The 20,665-nt window shown below is 64.9% G+C and carries 10 protein-coding genes; 9 read left to right on the top strand and 1 reads right to left on the bottom strand.

What is annotated here, in order from left to right; all coding sequences use genetic code 11:
• The first annotated feature begins 68 nt into the window (after positions 1 to 68).
• From FBF35_RS07255 to FBF35_RS07240, 4 genes are all read left to right on the top strand, one after another.
• Positions 69 to 1,745, top strand: coding sequence for an FAD-dependent oxidoreductase (locus tag FBF35_RS07255; protein WP_060567583.1), 1,677 nt, complete (start codon positions 69 to 71; stop codon positions 1,743 to 1,745).
• A 217-nt stretch (positions 1,746 to 1,962) separates the two neighbouring features.
• The gene (locus FBF35_RS07250) at positions 1,963 to 2,142 is read left to right on the top strand and encodes a hypothetical protein (RefSeq protein WP_060567584.1); all 180 of its coding nucleotides are present in this window, start codon (positions 1,963 to 1,965) and stop codon (positions 2,140 to 2,142) included.
• A gap of 123 nt (positions 2,143 to 2,265) precedes the next feature.
• The gene (locus FBF35_RS07245) at positions 2,266 to 2,631 is read left to right on the top strand and encodes a hypothetical protein (protein WP_060567585.1); all 366 of its coding nucleotides are present in this window, start codon (positions 2,266 to 2,268) and stop codon (positions 2,629 to 2,631) included.
• 163 nt (positions 2,632 to 2,794) lie between these two features.
• Entirely contained in the window at positions 2,795 to 3,397 is a 603-nt protein-coding gene (locus tag FBF35_RS07240; protein WP_060567586.1) for a class I SAM-dependent methyltransferase, read from the top strand.
• Here the strand turns inward: FBF35_RS07240 and FBF35_RS07235 are convergent.
• Complete coding sequence (locus FBF35_RS07235) at positions 3,381 to 4,166, bottom strand: alpha/beta fold hydrolase (protein WP_060567587.1); 786 nt, start codon at positions 4,164 to 4,166, stop codon at positions 3,381 to 3,383. The two genes, FBF35_RS07240 and FBF35_RS07235, sit on opposite strands and share 17 nt — an antisense overlap.
• A gap of 249 nt (positions 4,167 to 4,415) precedes the next feature.
• On the opposite strand from FBF35_RS07235, the gene FBF35_RS07230 reads away from it, so the two are divergent.
• The 5 genes from FBF35_RS07230 (at position 4,416) to FBF35_RS07210 (ending at position 20,485) form a co-directional block, all read left to right on the top strand.
• Complete coding sequence (locus FBF35_RS07230) at positions 4,416 to 5,834, top strand: hypothetical protein (protein WP_131726650.1); 1,419 nt, start codon at positions 4,416 to 4,418, stop codon at positions 5,832 to 5,834.
• A gap of 353 nt (positions 5,835 to 6,187) precedes the next feature.
• Positions 6,188 to 6,505 carry a heavy metal-binding domain-containing protein gene (locus FBF35_RS07225; protein ID WP_034465938.1) on the top strand — a complete coding sequence of 106 codons (318 nt, stop codon included), beginning with the start codon at positions 6,188 to 6,190 and terminating at the stop codon, positions 6,503 to 6,505.
• Between the two features lie 315 nt (positions 6,506 to 6,820).
• On the top strand, positions 6,821 to 13,345 hold the full coding sequence (locus FBF35_RS07220) for a leucine-rich repeat protein (protein ID WP_060567588.1): 6,525 nt from the start codon (positions 6,821 to 6,823) through the stop codon (positions 13,343 to 13,345).
• Positions 13,346 to 13,757: 412 nt separating this feature from the next.
• Entirely contained in the window at positions 13,758 to 16,376 is a 2,619-nt protein-coding gene (locus FBF35_RS07215) for a leucine-rich repeat protein (RefSeq protein WP_060567589.1), read from the top strand.
• Between the two features lie 194 nt (positions 16,377 to 16,570).
• Complete coding sequence (locus FBF35_RS07210; RefSeq protein WP_060567590.1) at positions 16,571 to 20,485, top strand: S8 family serine peptidase; 3,915 nt, start codon at positions 16,571 to 16,573, stop codon at positions 20,483 to 20,485.
• Positions 20,486 to 20,665: the final 180 nt, after the last annotated feature.

The following is a 20,665-nucleotide window of genomic DNA, read 5'->3' as shown; positions in this document are numbered from 1 at the left end:
CAAACGCGGGGGAGTATCCTCAGAGCAGTCGAAGAAGACCCGTCCTCGAGCCAGAAAGTGAGCCGCACATGCGAGTAGTTGTCGTCGGAGGAGTCGCGGGTGGCATGAGCGCGGCGGCACGCCTGCGCAGGCGCGACGAGGGCGCCGAGATCATCGTGCTGGAGCGCAGCAAGTACGTGTCCTTCGCGAACTGCGGACTCCCGTACTACGTCGGCGGCGAGATCGAAGACCCCGCCAAGCTCCTCCTCCACACCCCGCACACCCTCAAGGCTGCGCTCAACCTCGATGTGCGCATCAACTCCGAGGTCATCGCGATCGACCCGGCTGCACATAGCGTCCAGGTCACCGACACGGAGACCGGCGAGGCCTACACACTCACCTACGACCACCTGATCCTCTCCCCGGGTGCCCTCGCGAGCCGGCCCCCGATCGACGGCCTCGACTCCCCGCGCGTGCACACCCTGCGCACGGTCGACGACGCTCTCGCCCTGCGCGAGGCCTCGGGCGCGCGAGCTGTCGTCCTCGGAGCCGGGTTCATCGGCATCGAGGCCACCGAAGCCCTCGCGCATCGCGGCTTCGAGACCCACCTCGTCGAGTTCGCCGAACATGTCCTGCCGCCCCTCGAAGTCGAGATGGCCACGCTGGTCACGCAGGAGCTGCGCGCCCTCGGCGTTCACGTCCATGCGGGCGTCGCCGCCCAGTCCATCACCCACGGCGACGACCACGACTCCGTGACGCTCTCCGACGGCACCGTGCTGGCTGCCGACATCATCGTCCTGTCGACCGGAGTCCGCCCCGACACCGCCTTCGCCGAGGCCGTGGGCATCGAGACCAGCCGCGGCTACATCCTCGTCGACGAGCACGGGCGTACGAGCGCCGACGACGTCTATGCGGTCGGTGATGGCACGGTCGGCCGCGATCACGACCGCCCCGTCGCCCTGGCTGGACCCGCGAACCGCGGGGGACGCCTCGTCGCCGACGTGATCGCTGACGCGCAGCACGGCGAGGCCACCGCGCGCCCCATCCCGAGCCCCCAGGGCACCGCGATCGTTCGGATCGGCGGCCTAACAGCCGCGATGACCGGCGCTAACCGTGCGACCCTGGACGCGGCGGGCACGGAGTACTTCACGGTGCACACGCACGCCAACCAGCACGCGGGCTATTTCCCCGGTGCTAAGCCCGTCCACATCCTCATGCACGTGGGTACGGACGGAGCGATCCTCGGCGCGCAAGCCGTGGGCGTCGACGGCGTAGACCGCCGCATCGACGTCATCGCCACCGCCATGCGAGCGGGCCTGAGCGCGATGGACCTCATCGACCTGGACCTCGCCTACGCGCCGCCCTACGGCCAGGCCAAGGACCCCGTCAACCAGACCGGCATGGTCGCCCACAACGTGCTGACCGGCGAGCTCGTCCTGACTGGCCCAGACGCTCTCACCGAGGACATGCCCGTCCTGGATGTGCGCACCGTGGGGGAGTACGCGGCCGGGCACATGCCCAACTCCCTCAACATCCCCCACACCCAGCTTCGCGACCGCCTCGATGAAGTCCGCGCCTGGGTCGAGACCAACGTCGGCGACCAGCCCTTCGTCGTCATGTGCGCGGCGGGCGTGCGCTCCTGGATCGGCTACCGCATCGTGCGCCACGCGGGCTTCAACGTCACCATGCTGTCGGGCGGCATCCAGACGCTGCGCGCGTGGCTCGGAGAGAAGGCCGAGGCCGTGCTGGTGAAGGGGGAGGGCTGAGTCCGAGGATTTTGTCCTCGAAAACGACTCCGCGTCACAGTTCGAAGCAGTAGAATTTCTTGTCAAAACCGAGAGCATAACGATCGATAAATTCGAGCGTTCGGTCCTCCGACTGGCCTTATGCGACGGCGCAACCAGCCTGAGGAGGACGGAAGCTCGCAACACCATGACGCGGATCCGCTGACGAATTCGCGGCGCAACAACGAAGGAGGCAATCATGTGTCGACCCACCACCTGCGAGGTATGCGGAAAGACCACCTGGAAGGGCTGCGGCAAGCACATCGACTCGGTGAAGGAGCAGGTTCCCGCGGATCAGTGGTGCGATAAGGACCATTCCGACGAGGAGTACGCCGCCGCCGAGAAGAAGCGCGGTTTCTTCGGCAGTTACTGCAGGTAGCCTGCGCCCCACTGCCAGCGTCGCGCGCCCCGCGACGCTGACTCGTTCACGCCCATTTCGCGGCCCGCACAGTGGACGTGTCAAAGTGCTTTTTTATTCATGCGACGCGGCTATCATTGAGTTATGAGGTGGGCGACAAAATCAACGTGGATTCGTATCGCCGTGCTGTTCGGCATCTACCTGCTGGTGCCGGCGGCGTGGTTTAGTCTCTCGCGCGTCTCGGACTCGATGGAGATCGTGAAGAGCCTCGTGTTCCTGATCCTGCTCGCGATCCTGCCAATCCTCGCGATGGCTTTCGGAGCCTGGGACGGCGTGAAGGAGGGCTTCAGCCTCCTGTGGTTGCTCGCGCCCTTCGTGTGCTTCCTGGCGCCAATGTACCTGTTCCTCAACGACAGCGCGCTCATCTACGGGGTGGGCTATAGCCTGCTCGGCTTCGGTGCCCATAGCGTCGGTGCCTTCATCCACGCGCGTTCCTCGCGGCGGATGTAGGTGTGCAACAGGCCGATTCGCGCGCTGAAGGCGACTACGCGGATATGTCCCCGTGCACAGAACCCCTTTCCGCCCCGGCATCTCACACGTAGGCGTACCATGTCCAGCAGCGCGAAGCAGCGTCGGCCTCGTGTGATGCATGGGAATACGGAGGTGTTCAGCATTGTTCTGGGATCGAGTTGCCCCGCTCTACGACCTCGCCGTCAACGCGCTCAACAGGAGGGTGTATGACGGGACGGGCGGTGCCGTTGCCAGGTTGATTCGCCCCGGTGACACCGTGCTCGAATGTGCGTGCGGAACGGGCGCGATTAGCGCCGCCATCGCCCCCGCATGTGCGCGTGTGGTCGCGACCGACTATTCCGAGGGGATGCTCAAGCAGGCACGCAAGAAGCTCGCGAAACACTCGAACGTCACCGTCGAGCAGGCGGATATCACCGACTTGCGTTACGCGAACGACTCGTTTGACGCCGTCGTGGCGGGCAACGTTATCCACTTGCTGCCTGAACCGGGCGACGCGCTCAAGGAGCTCAAGCGGGTCGTGCGCCCGGGTGGCACGATCATCGTGCCCACCTACGCGATTCCCAAGAAGCGGGCGCACACCATGTTCCTGAGGGTGATCTCCCGATTCGGCGTGCACTTCCAGGAGCACTTCGACCCGGTGTCCTACCGGGCGTTCTTTGAGCGTATGGGCTGCACGGGCGTCACCTACCGCGTCGTGCGAGGTCGAATTCCCTGCGTGATCGCCTCCTTCACGAACGATCAGTAGATGCCGAGCCCAGGGCGACGTTCCGCAGCATCGCCCCGTAGGCGACCGAGTCCCGGCTCATGCGCTCGCAGTGCCCCCAGTCGGGCCAGACGCGCAGCTCGGCCTCCGGATAGAGGCGAGGGATCACGCGGCGCGCGAGCCGCAGGTCCGAGTCCTTCTCCCCGTACGCGAACGTGCAGCGCCGCTGGATGGCGGGGGAGAGGGGCGGCAGGCTGACATGCGAGCAGTCGTGCACGATCGCGCGGATGCTCTCCTCGCTCATCGCTGCAAAACTAGCGACCATCGAGCGTGCAGCTTCCTCGCCGTAGAGGCGTGCGAGCTTGCGTGCCCCGGCCTCGGGATCCCGCGCGGCCTTCCGGTGCTTAGCGACCATCACCCGGCTGAGAACGGCCCCGCCGACTCGGGCTACGGGACCGCCCGAGTAGAAGCTCACCCCCTCAATGAACAGTCGATCGAACGAGAGGTCCGGGTACCGGAGCAGCTCGAACAGGATCACCCCTCCGAGCGACGCCGCGAACCCCAGCGATAGGCGACGCACCCCGTGGGAGGCCAGCCACTCGTGGATCGCCCCCGCTTCCGCCGCCGCCGACACGTAGGGGGCCGAGGCCTCGTCCCCGTGGGCGGACAGGTCCGGCACGAGGAAACGCAGTCCGGGACCCATGTGATCGCAGAGCGAGGCCTTCATGCTCGAGGCCGAGGACAGCATCGGGTGAATGATGAGGACGGTGGGGCAGTCGTGCCCGCAAGGACCGTAGACGTGTAGTTGCATTGCGATGGAATTGACATGAATATGCGTGAGTTAGTGGGATGGCATAAGTGTAACAAGGTATGGGCGTGTCAATGGTTTTCCCTCCTAAGTGATTCCAGTTATATGAACTCAGAATGTTGCGATATGTTGTGGTAGATCTGATTTGACACGGAACGTGTTTAAGGGTGGTACTCGTGTAATGGGACTGTGGTCAAAAATAATCTGCTTATTTTCTAACAGACAAGTAGTTAATGTGTGTAGGATTTCCGTATGAGCGACTTTCAGTTAGAAATTGGGGACAGTATTAGTGGCCTACTTGCCGATGGTGTCAAGGGTACGCCGTGGGTTGGAGCGACAATAAAGATGGACCGTCGCCGCGGTCTTGTGGTTGAGGTGCCATATCTGCAGGGCGCGGATGATGGGCAGTTTGATCATGTTCGACACTGGTTTGAATCGCGGAAAGCACCGACAAATATGGAGCTACTTACCCCAGAAGGGGCTGTTGGCTTATTTGGTATCGTGTGGCTGGGCCATCGTGCGCCATTTGGCGCTTGGAAGGCTTCGGTTGGTAAGCTCCGGCCCTCAGTCGCAGTACTTGAATCGCGTAATGGGTGTTTTGAAGACCCTCTTGTTATAGATGAACTATATAGCTGGATTGATGGCCTGAATGCCTGGTCGGGCTTGAGTGCTGTGAGTATTGAACCTTTGGTAGATGAGAAGAATATTGCAAATGAGCTTAAGCTAAAGGTGAAGTCAGAAATAGTGTTTGAGTGGGTGCAGGGCGACACGAACATGCGGATTCAATCGATTTGGTCAGAGGTGTCTGAATCTGACGGGTATCAGCGAAAAGTGCTGATTGCTGATGATGTGTCATTGGTTAGCTCTTTTCGTTCAGGTCCGAGGAGTTTTGATGATCACTATCGTGAGCAGCAGAAGGTGCGTCATTTAATGACATTCATGTATGGGCGGCAATTGTTCATTCGGCGTCATGCTCTCCGTGATGAACGCTTTTCTTTTACTCTTCCTAGTAGGGAAGATCCGATCAAGCCGCGTATCCAGCTTATTAGTTCTAGGACTTTTGCCGATTCTGTCCGTGATGTCCCTAGTCGTGATAAGTTGAACGATCCGCTCGCTAACTTCCAGATGGTCGGTGTAGGAGGTATGGAAGTATGGAGTGCTGAGTATGAGAAGTGGGAACGTTTTATTCTCCCGAGCGTGAATGTTCTTGGTCGTGAAGGTGTATTTGCTGAAGATGTCATTCTCTCAACGGCGATGAGTATGGAAGCAGCCGGTGAGCTGATTGGTGAGTGTGTTGGTGAGGAATGTTTGAAAGGTAGGGGAAGGAATCTTCCAGTATCATTGTGTATTTTTCGGTGTTTGCGTGTTCTGGAGCTGGAGCTGTCGAGTGAATTCGGTGGCATGGTTGCCTTGTCGAGGGCAATTGCAAATACGTATAACGCTATCAAGCATTCGAGTCGTGGTAGTTTTCCGGACGGTCGTGAAGTTACTGTAGTATGCGATCTTAGTAAGCTTATTGTTAGGCTTCTTGCGTTGCACGTTGCGAAAGTTGATTTTGATTCTTGTATTCGGAGTTATGTTTCGACAGCTTTGGATAAGATTATCGCCAAGATGGCTTATTGGTCTATGAGTATTGATGAGAATGGTAAGTGGTGTTATCAGGAGGAGTAGTATGTATAGATTCACTGAATTGTGGTGTTGTTTGAGTTGTTATGGGCTTGTCAGTGGCAGTGATGCCGAGGACAGCATCGGGTGAATGATGAGGACGGTGGGACTCTTCTGCCCGACGGACCCGTAAACGTGCATCTTCGTGGCATCGCTCCGCACAAGTCGCCGGGCGCGCCGCTGCACCCGGATGGAATGATGAATCGAATGGTAGCGCCGTGGCGGCTCAAAGGGGCTCGCTTCAACGCAGCAAACGGGTGCGGCGACCAACTGAGCCAATCAGTTGATGAGCGCCTACTAGCCTACGCACGGGATCGCGGGTAGTGTTGCCACGTTAACCCCCTATGAAGGAGTGAATGATGCTCGTTGTGACGACCCCGACCGTTGAGGGCGCGCCCGTCAAGCAGTACATCGGCATGGTCTCCGGCGAGGCGATCTCCGGCGTCAACATGTTCAAGGACTTCGGTGCAAACCTGTCCAACATGTTCGGTGGCCGCGCCTCCCAGTACGAGGAAGAGATCGGCGGTGCCTCCGCAACCGCCGTCAATGAAATGTGCGCCCGCGCCCAGGCCATGGGCGCCAACGCGGTCGTCGGCGTGAAGGTCGACTACTTCACCGCCGGCACCAACAACGGCATGCTCGCCGCCATCGCGACGGGCACTGCGGTTATTCTCTGACCCGCGCCTGCGCGCCACAACGCGCACGACTGACAGCCCGCCAGGAGGCGATGCGGACCCCGCGTCCGCGCCCTCCTCGGCGGGTTTGTCGTCTCCTGCCGCGACCAGCGCAATTTAAGGGCGACTATCGTAACTAAGGTGATACTAAGAGGGATAGTTTACGGCGGATAAACGCGGACGTAAAGCCCTCGACGGATGGTGAGAAGAAAACTGATCGGGACTTTTCAGTAAGGATAGGTAACCCTACCCTAGACGCTGGGTTATGCCGTATCCACGGCCATGCCCTGACCCAGTTGTCAACCAAGTGAGCCATAGATGTCCCATCGCACAACCTCGGCATTGGTGCTGCTAACCGCGGGCACCCTTGCCATGACCGCCGTGACCACCCCGGCGGCTTTCGCGGCCAACAGCCCCGAGGAAAGCCAGTCGGGTACCCCCGCCCCCGCCTCGTCCGTCGACGCCCAGTCCGGCACCCCGCAGTCGGGAGCCGCCGACGAGGCCGGGGCCGAGAACCCGACCACCACCCCCGAGAGCGTCCCCGCCGACGACACCCCGACGACGATCATCGTCCAGCTCGAGGACGGCTCGGTCGGCATCCCGTGGTACCAGCGGGTCTTCGGCCTGTCGTCCTCGACCAAGCACGAGACGGTCAAGGAACGCATCGAAACCTCGGTCGAGGCAGTGGTCCCCGGTGCGGACATCACCGACGTGCGCGACTACACGCACGCGCTGGACGGTTTCGCAATCCAGGCCCCGGCCTCGTCCCTGGATGCCATCAAGGCGACCGAGGGCGTCAAGGCTGCGTTCATCGAGCGCCACCACAAGCCCATGGTCGTCGAGGGGGACGCGGGCGCACTCGGTGCCGAGGCCGTGGATCCCGCCCTGCAAAACGCCTCCTCCCTGGAGATGACGCGCGCCAACCAGACCACCCAGAAGGGTGATCGTCAGGTCGTCGAGGTCATCGACACAGGCATCGAGGCCACCCACCAGGCGTTCTCCGGCTCCATGGATGGCGTCGACGTGCGCCTGAGCCAGGGGGACGTCGAGGCCCTCGTCGGCAAGCTGCCGCACGGCAAGACCGGCGCCTACCTCAACAGCAAGATCCCCTTTGTCTTCGACTACGCGGACAACGACGCGGACGTGCTGCCCAAGTCCAGCAAGGACCTGTCGCACGGCACCCACGTTGCCGCGATCGCTGCCGCCAACGCGGCCGACCTGCAGGGCACCGCGCCCCACGCGCAGATCATCGTCGCCAAGGTCGCCTCCGACAAGGATGGATCGATCCCCGACAACACTGTTCTGGCGGCCCTCGACGACGCGGTCGTTATTAAGCCCGACTCGATCAACCTCTCCCTCGGCGAGGACGCGGGTATGGGCACCGAGGCCGGAACCATGTACGCGGAGGTCTACAAGAACCTCGCCGCCGCCGGCGTGACGGTCAACGCCGCTGCGGGTAACTCCTACTCGAGCGCGTACTCCAACTACAGCGGCAGAAACAAGCCCTACGCGACCGACCCCGACGCCGGCACGGTCTCCGAGCCCGGGTCCTACAGCTCGACCCTGGCCGTCGCCTCGGTCAACAACCAGGACGCCCTACCCTACCTGACGGTGGGGGACCGCCAGGTCGTCTACCGCAAGTCGCGCGGCCTCAAGGATGCCGTCGTGCCGAGCCTCCTCGACATCCCCGAGGGCACCTACACCCTCGTCTACGCGGGTATCGGTGACGCGGCAGCCCTCAGCAAGCTCGTCGCCGAGCACCCCGGAGACCTCTCTCAGGTCATCGTCCTCGAAGACCGCGGCGGCTCCGACAGTGCGACGGGCGCGGACATGACCCACGAGGCCAAGGTCAAGGGCCTGACCCAGCTGACCTCCAAGCCCGCCGCCCTCATCATCGGTGACTCCGAGACGGTCGAAAACCCCTACGTGGCGACCATCGAGGCCACCCACACGATGCCGACCGTGACCATCACGAAGAAAGAGAAGGACGCGCTCATCGAGGCTATCAAGGCCAGTGAGTCCGGCTCCATCACGATCTCCAACCCTCACGCGGGCCTGAAGCTCGCCTCGACGAACCCGTCGGTCTCCGACTTCACCTCGTGGGGTGTCACGCCCGACCTCAAGCTCAAGCCTGAGATCGCGGCCCCCGGCGGTAACATTGTCGCGGCTGTCCTGGGCAACACGTACCGCTCCATGTCGGGCACGTCCATGGCGACCCCGCAGGTGGCGGGCATCGCGACCCTCGTGCGCCAGCGCGTCAACAACGACCCGGCATTCGCCGGCCTGTCGGAGGCAGACAAGGCCGCGATCGTCACCACCCTCATGATGGGCACCGCCCACCCGCTGCTCGACATCGACCAGAACGACGGCACCTACTACTCGCCGCGCCGCGTGGGCGCCGGCCAGGTGGACGCCCTCGCAGCCACGACCACGACCGTCTACCCGAGCGTCGCGGGCGCGGAAAACCCGTGGCGTCCCAAGGCTGACCTGGGCGAGGGCACGAACGGGTGGACCTTCCAGGTGACCCTGACGAACATCTCCGACGCCGACCACACGTACACCCTGGGCGGCCAGGCGCTCTCCGAGATCGTCGAGGGGGGCCTCTTCACCGAGCACTCCAAGAACTGGGCGGGGCAGGGCATCGACCTGACCTACTCCGCTGACTCGGTGACCGTGCCTGCAAAGAGCACCGCGACCGTGACCGTCACCGTGACCCCGCAGGGTGCCTTCGCCTCGTACGCGAATGAGAACGCTCCCAAGGGCACGTTCATCGACGGCGCCGTGACCTTCACGAGCGCCGACGGTCAGCCCGACCTGACTGTCCCCTACATGGGCTTCTACGGCTCCTGGGGCGCGCCTGCCGTCTTCGATGGCAAGTGGTACGACGGCACGACGAGCACCGCGCACGCCTGCTCCTCTACCCTCATCAACCCCGCGACCGAGGTGCCCCTGGGCGCCCTGAACCCGCTCGCCGGACAGGAACTCGATGACGTGCGCGCGGTCGACCCCGCGTACTTCATCATGTCCCGCTCCGCGCTGCCCGAGGCCCCCTCGCGCATCCTGCCGCGCACTTGCCTGCTGCGTAACTCGCCGAAGGTGACCTACACCTACACGAACGAGGCCGGCGAGGTGGTGCGTGAGTACACCTTCGAGCGCGCCCGCAAGTCCCTGTTCAACTACCACGCCAGCAAGGTCGAGCCCATCGAAAGCCAGGAGGGCAACAACCCGGTCTTTGACGGCTTCGACAAGGACGGCAAGGAGCTGCCCGCGGGCCGCTACAAGCTGACGATCGACGCGGCCTCGGTCGCGCCCTCGAGCGTTTCCTCGCAGCTGACCTGGGACTTCACCCTGGACACCCAGGCGCCCGTCATCTCCAACCTGACGGTGACCGGCGAGGGCGACGAGCGCGTCGTGTCCTTCGACGTCACCGACAACTCGCCGCTGGCCGGCATCGCCTTCTCCGAGTCCCCGACCTCTCGTCGCTACTACGACGAGAAGGAGGCTGTGGGCGCGAACCGTCAGGCCGACGGCACCTACGCGAAGCACTACGAGATCAAGTGGACCGACCTCATCGACCGCGCGGACTCCTCGGATCCGGCGACCGCCTACCTGTTCGCCTGGGACTGGGGGAAGAACCAGGCCCGCCAGGTGATCCGCTTCAGCACGATCCCGATGACCTCCCTGGCGCTCACCCCGCAGGACTCCGAGGTCGTCGCGGGCGAGACGGTCACGCTGAGCCCCTCTTACGAGCCGGCGAACGCGAACGTCACCGACCTCGTGTGGACGTCCTCGAACGAGGCCGTGGCCACCGTGAACGACAACGGTGAGGTCCGCGCCCTGGCCGCCGGCGAGGCGACGATCACCGCGACCGACGCGTCTCAGCCGACCCTGTCGGCCAGCGCCCAGATCCGCGTGCGCACGATCTCCGAGGATGCGGGCATCGAACTCGCCGACAACCAGGTGAGCGTCAAGGTGGGCGAGACCGCTCCCGTGAAGGCTTACCTGGCGCCCTCGCTGAAGGACCGCGCGGTGACGTGGAGCGTGGAGCCTGCCGACCTGGCCACGGTCGCCGCCGACACGGATACGCGCAAGGCGACCCTGACCGCCGGCGATCACGCGGGCTCCGGAACGTTGACCGCCACCGTCACCACCGAGGCCGGCGCGGCCAAGACCGCGTCCATCCCCGTCACGGTGCGCTCCGCCGATGCCGACGACTTCGAGATCAGCGAGGACGGCGTCCTCGTCAAGTACAAGGGCTCGGCCACCGAGGTCACCCTGCCCGACACCGTGACCTCCATCGGCGAGCGTGCCTTCGCGAGCTCCACCGTGGAGTCCGTGACGGTCCCCGCCTCGGTGCGCTCGATCGGCCTGGAGGCCTTCATCTACAGCTCGCTGAAGAAGATCACCTTCGTCGACGACGAGGCCCACCCGGCCCAGCTGACCACGATCGCCGACCGCGCGTTCGCGAACACGAGCCTCGAGGCCATCGAGCTGCCGCGCTCCGTGGTGACGATCGGCGCGGAGGTCTTCGACTACAACTCGGCGCTCACCACGATCAAGCTGGGCCCCAACGTCGCCGCCGACTCCGTGACCTCGGGCTACGCCGAGACCGCCGCGCTGACCAGCGTCGAGGTCGATCCCGCGAACCCGAACTACGAGAGCGTTGACGGAGTCCTGTACTCCAAGGACCACTCGCGCCTCATCCTGTACCCGGCCGCCAAGAACACGGGAGGCACGTACACGGTCCTGGACGGTGTCACGACGATCGCGCCCAAGGCATTCCAGAAGGCGGGCATCACGACTGTGACGCTGCCCGACAGCCTGCGCGAGATCAAGGACGAGGCCTTCCGCCTCTCCGCGCTCACCGCTGTGACCCTGCCCGAGAAGTTCGAGACGGTCGGCACCTGCGCCTTCTGCTCCGCCGACAAGCTCGCGAGCATCGACCTGGGCGGCACGATCTCCCTGGGCGGCAGCGCGTTTGAGTCCACGAGCGCCAAGGCCGGCGTCAACTTCCGGCCCGAGCTCGGCCGCCTGACCACGATCGGCGACTTCGCGTTTAGCCGCACGGCACAGTCCTCGGTGTCCCTGCCGGACTCCGTGACCACGGTCGGCGAGCAGGCATTCTCGGAGAGCACGGCCCTGACCTCGTTCCACATCGGAGCGGGCGTCACCTCCTTCGCCGAGACCGCCCTGTACAACGACCGCAAGATCGCGACGCTGACCGTTGTGGATGGCAACCCGGTGTACTCGGCCGAGCACAACGTCCTGTATCGCAAGGCGGACGACGGCCTGCACCTGATGCTGTCCCCGGCCGCCAACACGCTCACCGACTACACGGTGCGCGCGGGCACGGTCGAGATCGGCGCGACGGCATTCGCCAACAACAAGACGCTCACCCGCGTCGTCCTGCCCGAGGGCCTCAAGGTCATCGGCGACGACGCCTTCGCGGGCACCACGGCCCTCACCGAGCTCGTCATCCCCGAGTCGGTCGAGCGCTCGAGCGGCGTCACCGGAAACTCCCTAGAACTCGTCGAGTACGGCTCCAAGGTGACCTCGATCCGCATGGAAGGCAGCTGGGTTCCCATGCCTCGTCGCATCGTCGTGCGCGGCGGCGTGGACGGCTCCTTCGTGTACGACGGTCGCCCGACGAACGGACGCCGCCAGAGCGCCTACTTCGGCGAGGGCATGACCCGCGTGTCCTTCGGCGTGGACGTCCCGCGCGTCCTCGTCCTGCCCTCCACGCTCACCCGACTCGACCTCGAGCCTGAGCTGAGCGACGAGAAGAAGGATGACACCCACGTCTACGTTGCCGCAGCCGAGGGTGAGCCGGCGTGGAATGTCGCCAAGGACGCCCTCGAGGCGGCCGGCATCGACGCCTCCCACCTGCACACCTACACGGGCGCGTCGATGACCCTGGCGGGTGCCAACATTAACGAGGCCGGGGGAAGCTACACGTACACGGGCGAGGTCGGCGCGTCGGTCGACGTGACCGCGACGGTTGCCGGTGGCATCGCCGGCACACAGCAGGTCCGAGCCGTGCAGATCGGCGCAGACGGCACCGAGACCCTCGTGCGCGACTGGACGACGGTGACGGACGGCGGGGACCGAGCTGCGGCCTCCTCCGTGACCTTCCCGTGGACCCCGTCCGCCGTGGACGTGAGCCTGCGCGTCCAGGTGCGTGATGCCTCCTACCTGACGAGCGCCCTCATGATCAAGCTGCCGGGTACCCCGGATCCGATGCCTGCGCCTGAGCCGACGCCGGACCCGACGCCCGCGCCGGACCCGACGCCCGCGCCGGACCCGACTCCGGCGCCTGAGCCCGATCCGGCTCCCGCCCCGCAGGGTGGCCAGTGGATCAGCGACTCCGTCGGCTGGTGGTACCGCTATGCGGATGGCACCTACCCGGTGAGCCAGACGGTGCAGATCGGCAACTCCACGTACCGCTTTGGTGCGGATGGCTACATGCGCACCGGCTGGGCGAGTGAGGATGGCGCGTGGTACTTCCACAATCTGTCTGGCGCTCAGGCGAGCGGCTGGGTGAAGGACGGCTCCTCCTGGTACTACCTGAACCCGACGACCGGACAGATGGTGACGGGATGGATCCTCGATGGGCTGACCTGGTACTACCTGACGCCCGGCAGCGGCGCGATGGCGACCGGCTGGGTGAAGGATGGTTCCTCCTGGTACTACATGGCCCCCAGCGGCGCGCTGACCACCGGCTGGCTGAAGGATGGCGGCTTCTGGTACTACCTGAGCACCGACTCGGGAGCGATGTACACCGGCGGTCACTGGATCGGCTGGAAGTGGTACTACTTCAACGAGTCGGGACAGCTCGTCGGCTGACATAGCTGCGAGACTGTTTGCCCGCGCCCCGGAGACTCTCCGGGGCGCGGGCATTTCTTCGACCACTAGGTCGGGCCTCGTGTGCTATGGCTTCGCGCGTGCTTGCTTGTAGGGGTGGATATGGCGCAAATCTTGGCTGTCGGTTGATTTGTCAGATTCGATGGAAAGATGTCATGAAACCCTAGAAAAAATGGGTGATATGCGGCTGTGATGTCGCCGATGAGTGCTCTCTATCGGTCCGGGTTGATGCATGGTACTACGCGCAAATATGCCGTCTCGCCAAGCGACATATGCTGAGAAGGAGTGTCTCAGGGGGTATCCGAAAACCCTATTGAGAGATATGTTTGACACAAGGGGTCGTGGTTGCAACACGGAGCCTTCACTTACCAACTGTCAATAGAAGGGGTCACAGATGTCCCATCGAAAGTTAACGGTGCTGGCGTTCGCGCTCGCCGGCGCCCTGTCCCTGACCGCGGTCAGCGTGCCCGCCGCCTTCGCGGCAGACGCCGGCGCCGCCGGTCGGGTGAACGCAGCCGCCCCGCTGCAAGTCGACGCTGATGGCTTCACCATCGACGCCGACGGCGTGCTCGTGTCGTACACGGGCACTGCAACGGATGTCCGCATCCCCGACGGTGTCACCGAGATCGCTACGAACGCCTTTAATGGCGCGAGTCTGACGAGCGTGTGGATCCCCGCGAGTGTGCGCACAATCGACGACTATGTCTTTTCAGGCCAGCCGCTCACCCAGGTGACCTTCCAGGACGACGACGCACACCCCTCGCAGTTGGAGACGATCGGGGAGCGCGCCTTCGCATACACACCCCTGGAGAGCGTTTCCCTGCCTCGTTCTCTCAAGACGGCAGGCCTCGAGACCTTCAGCGACATGGCGAAGCTGCGCTCCGTCACCGTCGGCCCGAACGTCCAGGCCGACGGCCTGTTCGCAGCATTCGCGCGCACCCCGCTCCTGGAGAGCATCGAGGTTGACGCGGCGAACCAGAACTACCAGAGCCTCGACGGTGTCCTGTACGCGAAGGGCCTGACGCACCTGGCGACCTACCCGCAGGCGAAGAATGCGGGCGGTTCGTACACCGTTGCCGAGGAAACCGCATTCATCGACGAGGGCGCTTTCTCCTCCGCGCAGATCACCTCCGTGACCCTGCCCTCACATCTGCGCCACGTCGGCAAGGGTGCGTTCGTGGGATCGCGGATCACGTCCCTGACCCTGCCTGACGGGTTCGAGTCCATGGATGACACGGCCTTCTGGTACATGTCCAAGCTGGAGCGCGTTGATCTGGGTGGTGCCACGATGCTGCCGGATAGTGCCTTCCGCTACGACAAGGCGCTCGCCGAGGTGAATTTCCGTCCCGACCTGAATCGCCTGGCCGAGGTCGGCGACTATGCCTTCGACGGTTCGGCTCTCGTCTCTGTGTCGTTGCCCGACTCGGTAACCTCGATCGGTAAGGGCGCGTTCGCTGGGAACGCTGCGCTCCGGTCTGTGCATCTGGGCTCGGGCCTGACCTCCATCGGTGAATCCGCATTCGTGGCCGCGAACAACCTCGCCTCCCTCAGCGTCGCCCCCGCCAACTCGATGTACACCGTCGAAGACGGCGTCCTGTACAGCAAGGGCAACGCGGGCCGCACCCTGGTCCTGTACCTTCCCACGAAGACGGACACTGACGTGACGGTTCCTGACGGCACGGTCGCTATCGCCGACACCGCTTTCGCGCACAATACGTTCCTGCGTCGCGTCGTCCTGCCCGAGGGGCTGACGACTATCGGCTACGGTGCCTTTGAAGGCGACGCGAACCTCACCGATCTCGTCATCCCCGACTCGGTGACGGTCGCCCGCGGCCTCGTCAACAACGGCCTGGACACGATTGAACTGGGCTCGCAGGTCACGGAACTGTGGATGACACCGCGAGACACCGCCACCCCGCGCCACCTCATCGTGCGCGGCGGCAACAACGGCGAGTTCTACTACGAGGGCAAGGCCACCAACGGCCGCCCCGACAGCGCCTACTTCGGCGAGGGGATGACCAGCTTCACCTTCTGGTTCGACACGCCCCGCGTCCTGGTCCTGCCCTCGACCGTGCAGGAGATCAAGCTCGCGGCCGACATGGCACAGGACCTCAAGGACGGCACCGAAATCTACGTCGCCGCCCCCAAGGGGTCGAAGGCGTGGACCCTCACCGAAACCGCGATGAAGGACGCCGGCTACAACACGGCCAACCTCTTCGAGTACACCCGCCCGCAGGTCGCAGTGTCAGGCGACGGAATCACCGAAGCCGGACCCGGATACACGCTCACCACCTCGGTGGGTACGCCGACGACCGTGAACGTCTCCGCGCAGGGCGGCACTCTGGGCGGACGCCAGATGCGCGTCGTGCAGATCAGCGGCGACGGCACGGAGACGGTTCTCCAGGACTGGGAATCGATGCAGGGCAGCTCGGATGAGAGCGCATCCACCGCCTCCTACACCTGGACCCCGACCAGCGCCGACGCCACCCTGCGCCTCGACGTGCGCCAGGATCCCCACGTCGTCACCTCGGCGACCGTGACCGTCAAGGCCGGCTCCGACTCCGCTCCCGCTCAGGGCACGTGGACGTGGGGCGCTCGCGGCTGGTGGTACCGCTACGCGGACGGCACCTACCCCTCGAACACGGCCAAGACCATCGACGGCCAGGTCTACCGATTCGACGCGGACGGCTACATGCGCACGGGCTGGGTCTTCGAGCGGGGCGCCTGGTACTACCACGCGCTGTCCGGCGCGCAGGCCACCGGCTGGGTCCTTGACGGCGTCTCCTGGTACTACCTGACCCCCGGAAGTGGCCAGATGGCCACGGGATGGGTCGAAGACGGTTCGCACTGGTACTACCTGAACCCCACCAACGGGAAGATGAAGACCGGATGGCACTACGAGGAGGGCTCCTGGTACTACCTCAAGCCCGGCAGCGGCCAGATGGCGACCGGACGCCTGTGGATCGTGTGGAAGTACTACCGATTCGCCGACAACGGCAAGTTGATCCGCTGACCCGCTGACCCGAAGGACTACCCATGCGTCGCGCCCGCCCCGCCCGGACTCGTGCCGGGGGAGCGGGCGCGCTCGCAAGGCGACGCGGGCACCGCATACGCTCCGCCCGCCCTATCGCGCCCCACAGGGATGTGCTGCGCGATCACCACCCTCATGCAGCTCAACACATTATGTGTGAAGAAAGCGAGCCGACAATGTTTCACTACCGACGCGCAGCGCTGACGCTCATAGCGGCCGGCGCCCTCGCGCTCACCACGATCGGCGTGCCCGCCGCCTTTGCGGACGCGGCCGACGCCACCCAGGCCTCGTCGCCCCAGCAGGGCGCGAACGACTCCCCGGCGACGATCATCGTCCAGCTCGAGGCGGGCGACGCCGGGGCCGACCACGCCGTGTACTACGCGCAGATGAAGAAACGCATCGGCGAGGCCGTAGCAGCGGCCAGCCCCGGCGCGACCATCTCCGACGTGCGCGACTACCACCACGCCTTTGACGGTTTTGCGATCCAGGCGCCCGCCTCGACGCTTGGCGCCATCAAGGCGACGGATGGCGTCAAGGGTGCCTTCCTCGATGGCAGTCACACGTTCGCCACGGATGAAGAGATTTCCGGCGGCTATCGAGCCGTCGCCGGGGGCGACGAGTCGGATGCAGCCACCGGTGCAGCGGCCCAGATGATGCGGGCCGACGGCCTTGTCCAGAAGGGCCAGGGGCAGGTCATCGAGCTCATCGACAGCGGCATCGATACCTCGCACCAGGCTTTTGCCGGCGACATGGATGCAGCGTCGCTGCGCTTCACGCAGGACTCGGTAGCCTCGCTCGCCTCGCAGCTGGGCGCCGGCAAGGGCGGTGTCTGGGTGAGTCCCAAGATCCCCTTCGCCTACGACTACGGTGACGGGGACACCGACGTGCTGGCCACGGAGGAAGGAGGCGACGGAGCCCGCAGCGCCAACAGCCAGGGCACGCACGTCGCAGCCCTCGCCGCGGCTAACAGCGGACAGTTCGCGGGCGCAGCGCCCCAGGCTCAGCTCATCGTCGCGAAGGTGACGAAGGATCCGGGCAATGATGCCAGCGACGTGAACCTCCTGGCCGCGCTCGACGACGCGATGGTCCTCAAGCCCGACGTCGTCTCGGTCTCCTTCTCCAAGACCGAAGGATTCACGGACGACGCCGAGGCCCTCTACTCCCACGTCTACGAGGCGCTCGGCGCGCAGGGCACGACCGTCTACGCGCCCGCCGGTGACGTCGAGAGCTATGGTCGAGCCGACGACCCCGACAACGGCGCGCTCGGCTTCCCCGCTGCCTTCTCTTCGACCCTCGCCGTGGCCTCGGTCAATGAACAGGAGATCATGGGTGCCCTCACCTTCGGTGACCACCTGATCGGCTACCGCCCCCTGGCTCGCATGAGCAAGGGTGACGGCCCCGGATTCGACACCCTCGCCGAGGGCACGTACCGCGTTGTATACGCCGGAAACGGCTCGAGCGAGGACCTGGCCAAGCACCTTGGATCGGACTACGGGGACCTGTCGCGCACGATCCTCCTCGAGGAGCTGGGAGGCAACGACTCACGCGGTAACTCGGTGGAGGTCAAGCACAAGATCAAGGCCCTCAAGTCCCTCACCAGCAAGCCCGCCGGCGTTCTGCTCGGACACTGGTACGACAGCGAGACCCCCATCAAGTGGTCGGTCGATCGCTGGTTCAACCTGCCGATGGCGACCATCACGACCTCGGACCGCAACCGCCTCTACGACGCGATCAAGGCCTCGGAGAGCGGATCGATCGAGGTGAACGTCTCTCCCTCCACGATCCTCACCGTGCCCGAGGGGGTCCACGCCTCCGACTTCTCCTCCACGGGCGTGACCCCCGACCTGCGGCTCAAGCCCGAGGTCGCGGCCCCCGGCGGCGCGGTCATGTCCGCGACCCCCGGGAACTACTACGATCGACTGTCCGGCACGGCCGAGGCCTCGGCTCAGGCCGGCGCGGTCGCCACCCTCGTGCGTCAGCGCGTGGCAACCGATCCGGACTTTGCAGCCCTGTCCGCCGCCGAGAAGAACGCCGTGGTCACGAACCTCCTGATGGGTACCGCCCGTCCGATCGTGGACGCGGAGCAGAATAACGGCACTTTCTACTCGCCGCGCCGCGTGGGTGCAGGCCTGGTGGACGCCCGGGGCGCCACGACCTCGTCCGTGTACCCAAGCGTCGTCGGGGCAGCTGACCTCTCGCGCCCCAAGGCCGACCTGGGCGACGGAACCTCCGGGTGGACCTTCCAGGTGACCCTGACGAACGTCTCCGACACCGCCCACACCTACACGCTGGGCGGACAGGCGCTGTCCGAAAAGGTCGAGAGCATGCTGTTCACTCACCACTCGACCAACTGGGCGGGACAGGGCATCGACCTGACCTTCTCCTCCGAATCGGTGACCGTACCCGCCAAGGGAACTGCCACCGTGGCCGTTACCGTGACCCCGCGCGAGGCTTTCGCCTCGTACGCTGCGGAGAACACGCCCAAGGGCACGTTCATCGACGGCGCCGTCACCTTTACGAGCGCCGACGGGGCTCCGAACCTCACCGTCCCCTACGTGGGCTTCTACGGCTCCTGGGGTGCGCCTGCGATCTTCGACCTGGTCACCCCGGACAACCACATCAGCGGATACGGGTCGACGTTCATGAATGGGCGCCTGCCCTTCGGCCAGCAGAGCCCCTTCGACGTCGAGGACGAGAGGATGATCAACGGGGTCAACCCCGACCTCCTCGTCATCTCGCGCTCCACGCACGAGGACGCCCGGACCGTCGTCACCCCGGGCACGGTGCTGCTGCGCTCCGTTCCCTCGCTGACCTACACCTTTAGGAACGAGGCCGGGGAGACGATCCGCTCCTTCACGTGCGGGCGCGCGGATCGGTCCATCTACGACGTGCACACGCGCTCTCCGCGCACGGTCGAGGACTCCGCGCCGGGCTGCGACCCCTGGTTCAACGGCTATGCGCCGGACGGCACCGAGTTGCCGGACGGGCGCTACACGCTGACGATCGATGCCTCGACCTACGGCCCGTCGCCCGCGACCCAGGCCATCAGCTACAGCGTCATCCTGGATACGCAGGCTCCCGTCATCTCCAACGTGACGGTGTCGGGTGAGGGCAAGGATCGCGTCCTGTCCTTCGACGTCATCGACTCCTCGGCCATCGCCGGTATCGGCTTCTCGGCCACCGACGACGGCAAGGTTGTCGAGCGCGGCGCCGAGGTCTACCCGACCGGGCGCAGCGAGGACGGTCTGGTCCACATCCACTTCGACGTGCCGCTGAAGGACGCCCTGACGAGCATCGGCGGTGACCCGTCGACGATCTACCTGCACGTGTGGGACTGGCCGGTCAACGGGGCAACGGCGCCGGTCGCCCTCACAGCGATCCCCATGACGTCGCTCGCGTTGTCGCGCGAGTCCGCCACGCTCGGCGTGGGGGAGACCCTCGCGCTGAGCGCCACCCACGAGCCCGCGGACGCGAACGTGACCGGCGTCGTCTGGTCTTCCTCGGACGAGGCCGTGGCGACCGTCAGTGCGACCGGCGAGGTACGCGCGGTGGGAGCGGGCGACGCGACCATCACCGTCTCCGACCCGACGCAGCCGAGCGTGTCCGCCAGCGCCACCATCCATGTCAGTGCCCCCGCGCCCGCCCCCAAGGCCGGTACCTGGAAGTGGGATGGCCGCGGCTGGTGGTACCGCTACGAGGACGGCACGTACCCCGCCGATGCGACCCTCGCTATCGACGGAGCGACGTACCGCTTCGACGCGCGCGGCTACATGCGCACCGGATGGGTGAAGGAGCAGGGCTCGTGGTACTACCACAACGCATCGGGCGCGCAGGCGAGCGGCTGGGTCCTCGACGGAATCTCCTGGTACTACCTGGACCCGGCCACGGGCGTCATGGCGACCGGCTGGGTCAAGGACGGCGACACCTGGTACTATCTCAACCCCACCACCGGCAAGATGATGACGGGGTGGCTCAAGGACGGTGGTGCCTGGTACTACCTGAAGACCGGAAGCGGCGCGATGGCTACGGGCCGACTGCGCATCTTCTGGACGTGGTACACCTTCTCTGAGACGGGACAGCTGATCAGCTAGGTCGCCCCTCAGACTGACCGCCCAGGCCCGCACCCCGATTCGCATTGGGTGTGCGGGCCTGGCTTCTGTCAAAGGCACCAAGCGCAAAATTCCCAGGGTTTTTTCAGGTTGTCTTGCTGTTGTCGCAAGGTTCGATCCTTACACTGAATGTCATCACAAGGGAATACGGCACGGACCATG

The sequence above is a fragment of the Schaalia odontolytica genome, assembly GCF_005696695.1.
Taxonomy (GTDB): Bacteria; Actinomycetota; Actinomycetes; order Actinomycetales; family Actinomycetaceae; genus Pauljensenia; species Pauljensenia odontolytica_C.
Note: the sequence above shows the minus strand (reverse complement) of the source record. Positions and strands in the feature narration are given on the sequence as shown.

Excerpts from the sequence above, each read along its gene's own strand:
- FBF35_RS07255 (WP_060567583.1), top strand. The coding sequence starts at position 69 with ATGCGAGTAGTTGTCGTCGGAGGAGTCGCGGGTGGCATGAGCGCGGCG.
- FBF35_RS07250 (WP_060567584.1), top strand. The coding sequence starts at position 1,963 with ATGTGTCGACCCACCACCTGCGAGGTATGCGGAAAGACCACCTGGAAG.
- FBF35_RS07245 (WP_060567585.1), top strand. The coding sequence starts at position 2,266 with ATGAGGTGGGCGACAAAATCAACGTGGATTCGTATCGCCGTGCTGTTC.
- FBF35_RS07235 (WP_060567587.1), bottom strand. The coding sequence starts at position 4,166 with ATGCAACTACACGTCTACGGTCCTTGCGGGCACGACTGCCCCACCGTC.
- FBF35_RS07230 (WP_131726650.1), top strand. The coding sequence starts at position 4,416 with ATGAGCGACTTTCAGTTAGAAATTGGGGACAGTATTAGTGGCCTACTT.
- FBF35_RS07225 (WP_034465938.1), top strand. The coding sequence starts at position 6,188 with ATGCTCGTTGTGACGACCCCGACCGTTGAGGGCGCGCCCGTCAAGCAG.
- FBF35_RS07220 (WP_060567588.1), top strand. The coding sequence starts at position 6,821 with ATGTCCCATCGCACAACCTCGGCATTGGTGCTGCTAACCGCGGGCACC.
- FBF35_RS07215 (WP_060567589.1), top strand. The coding sequence starts at position 13,758 with ATGTCCCATCGAAAGTTAACGGTGCTGGCGTTCGCGCTCGCCGGCGCC.
- FBF35_RS07210 (WP_060567590.1), top strand. The coding sequence starts at position 16,571 with ATGTTTCACTACCGACGCGCAGCGCTGACGCTCATAGCGGCCGGCGCC.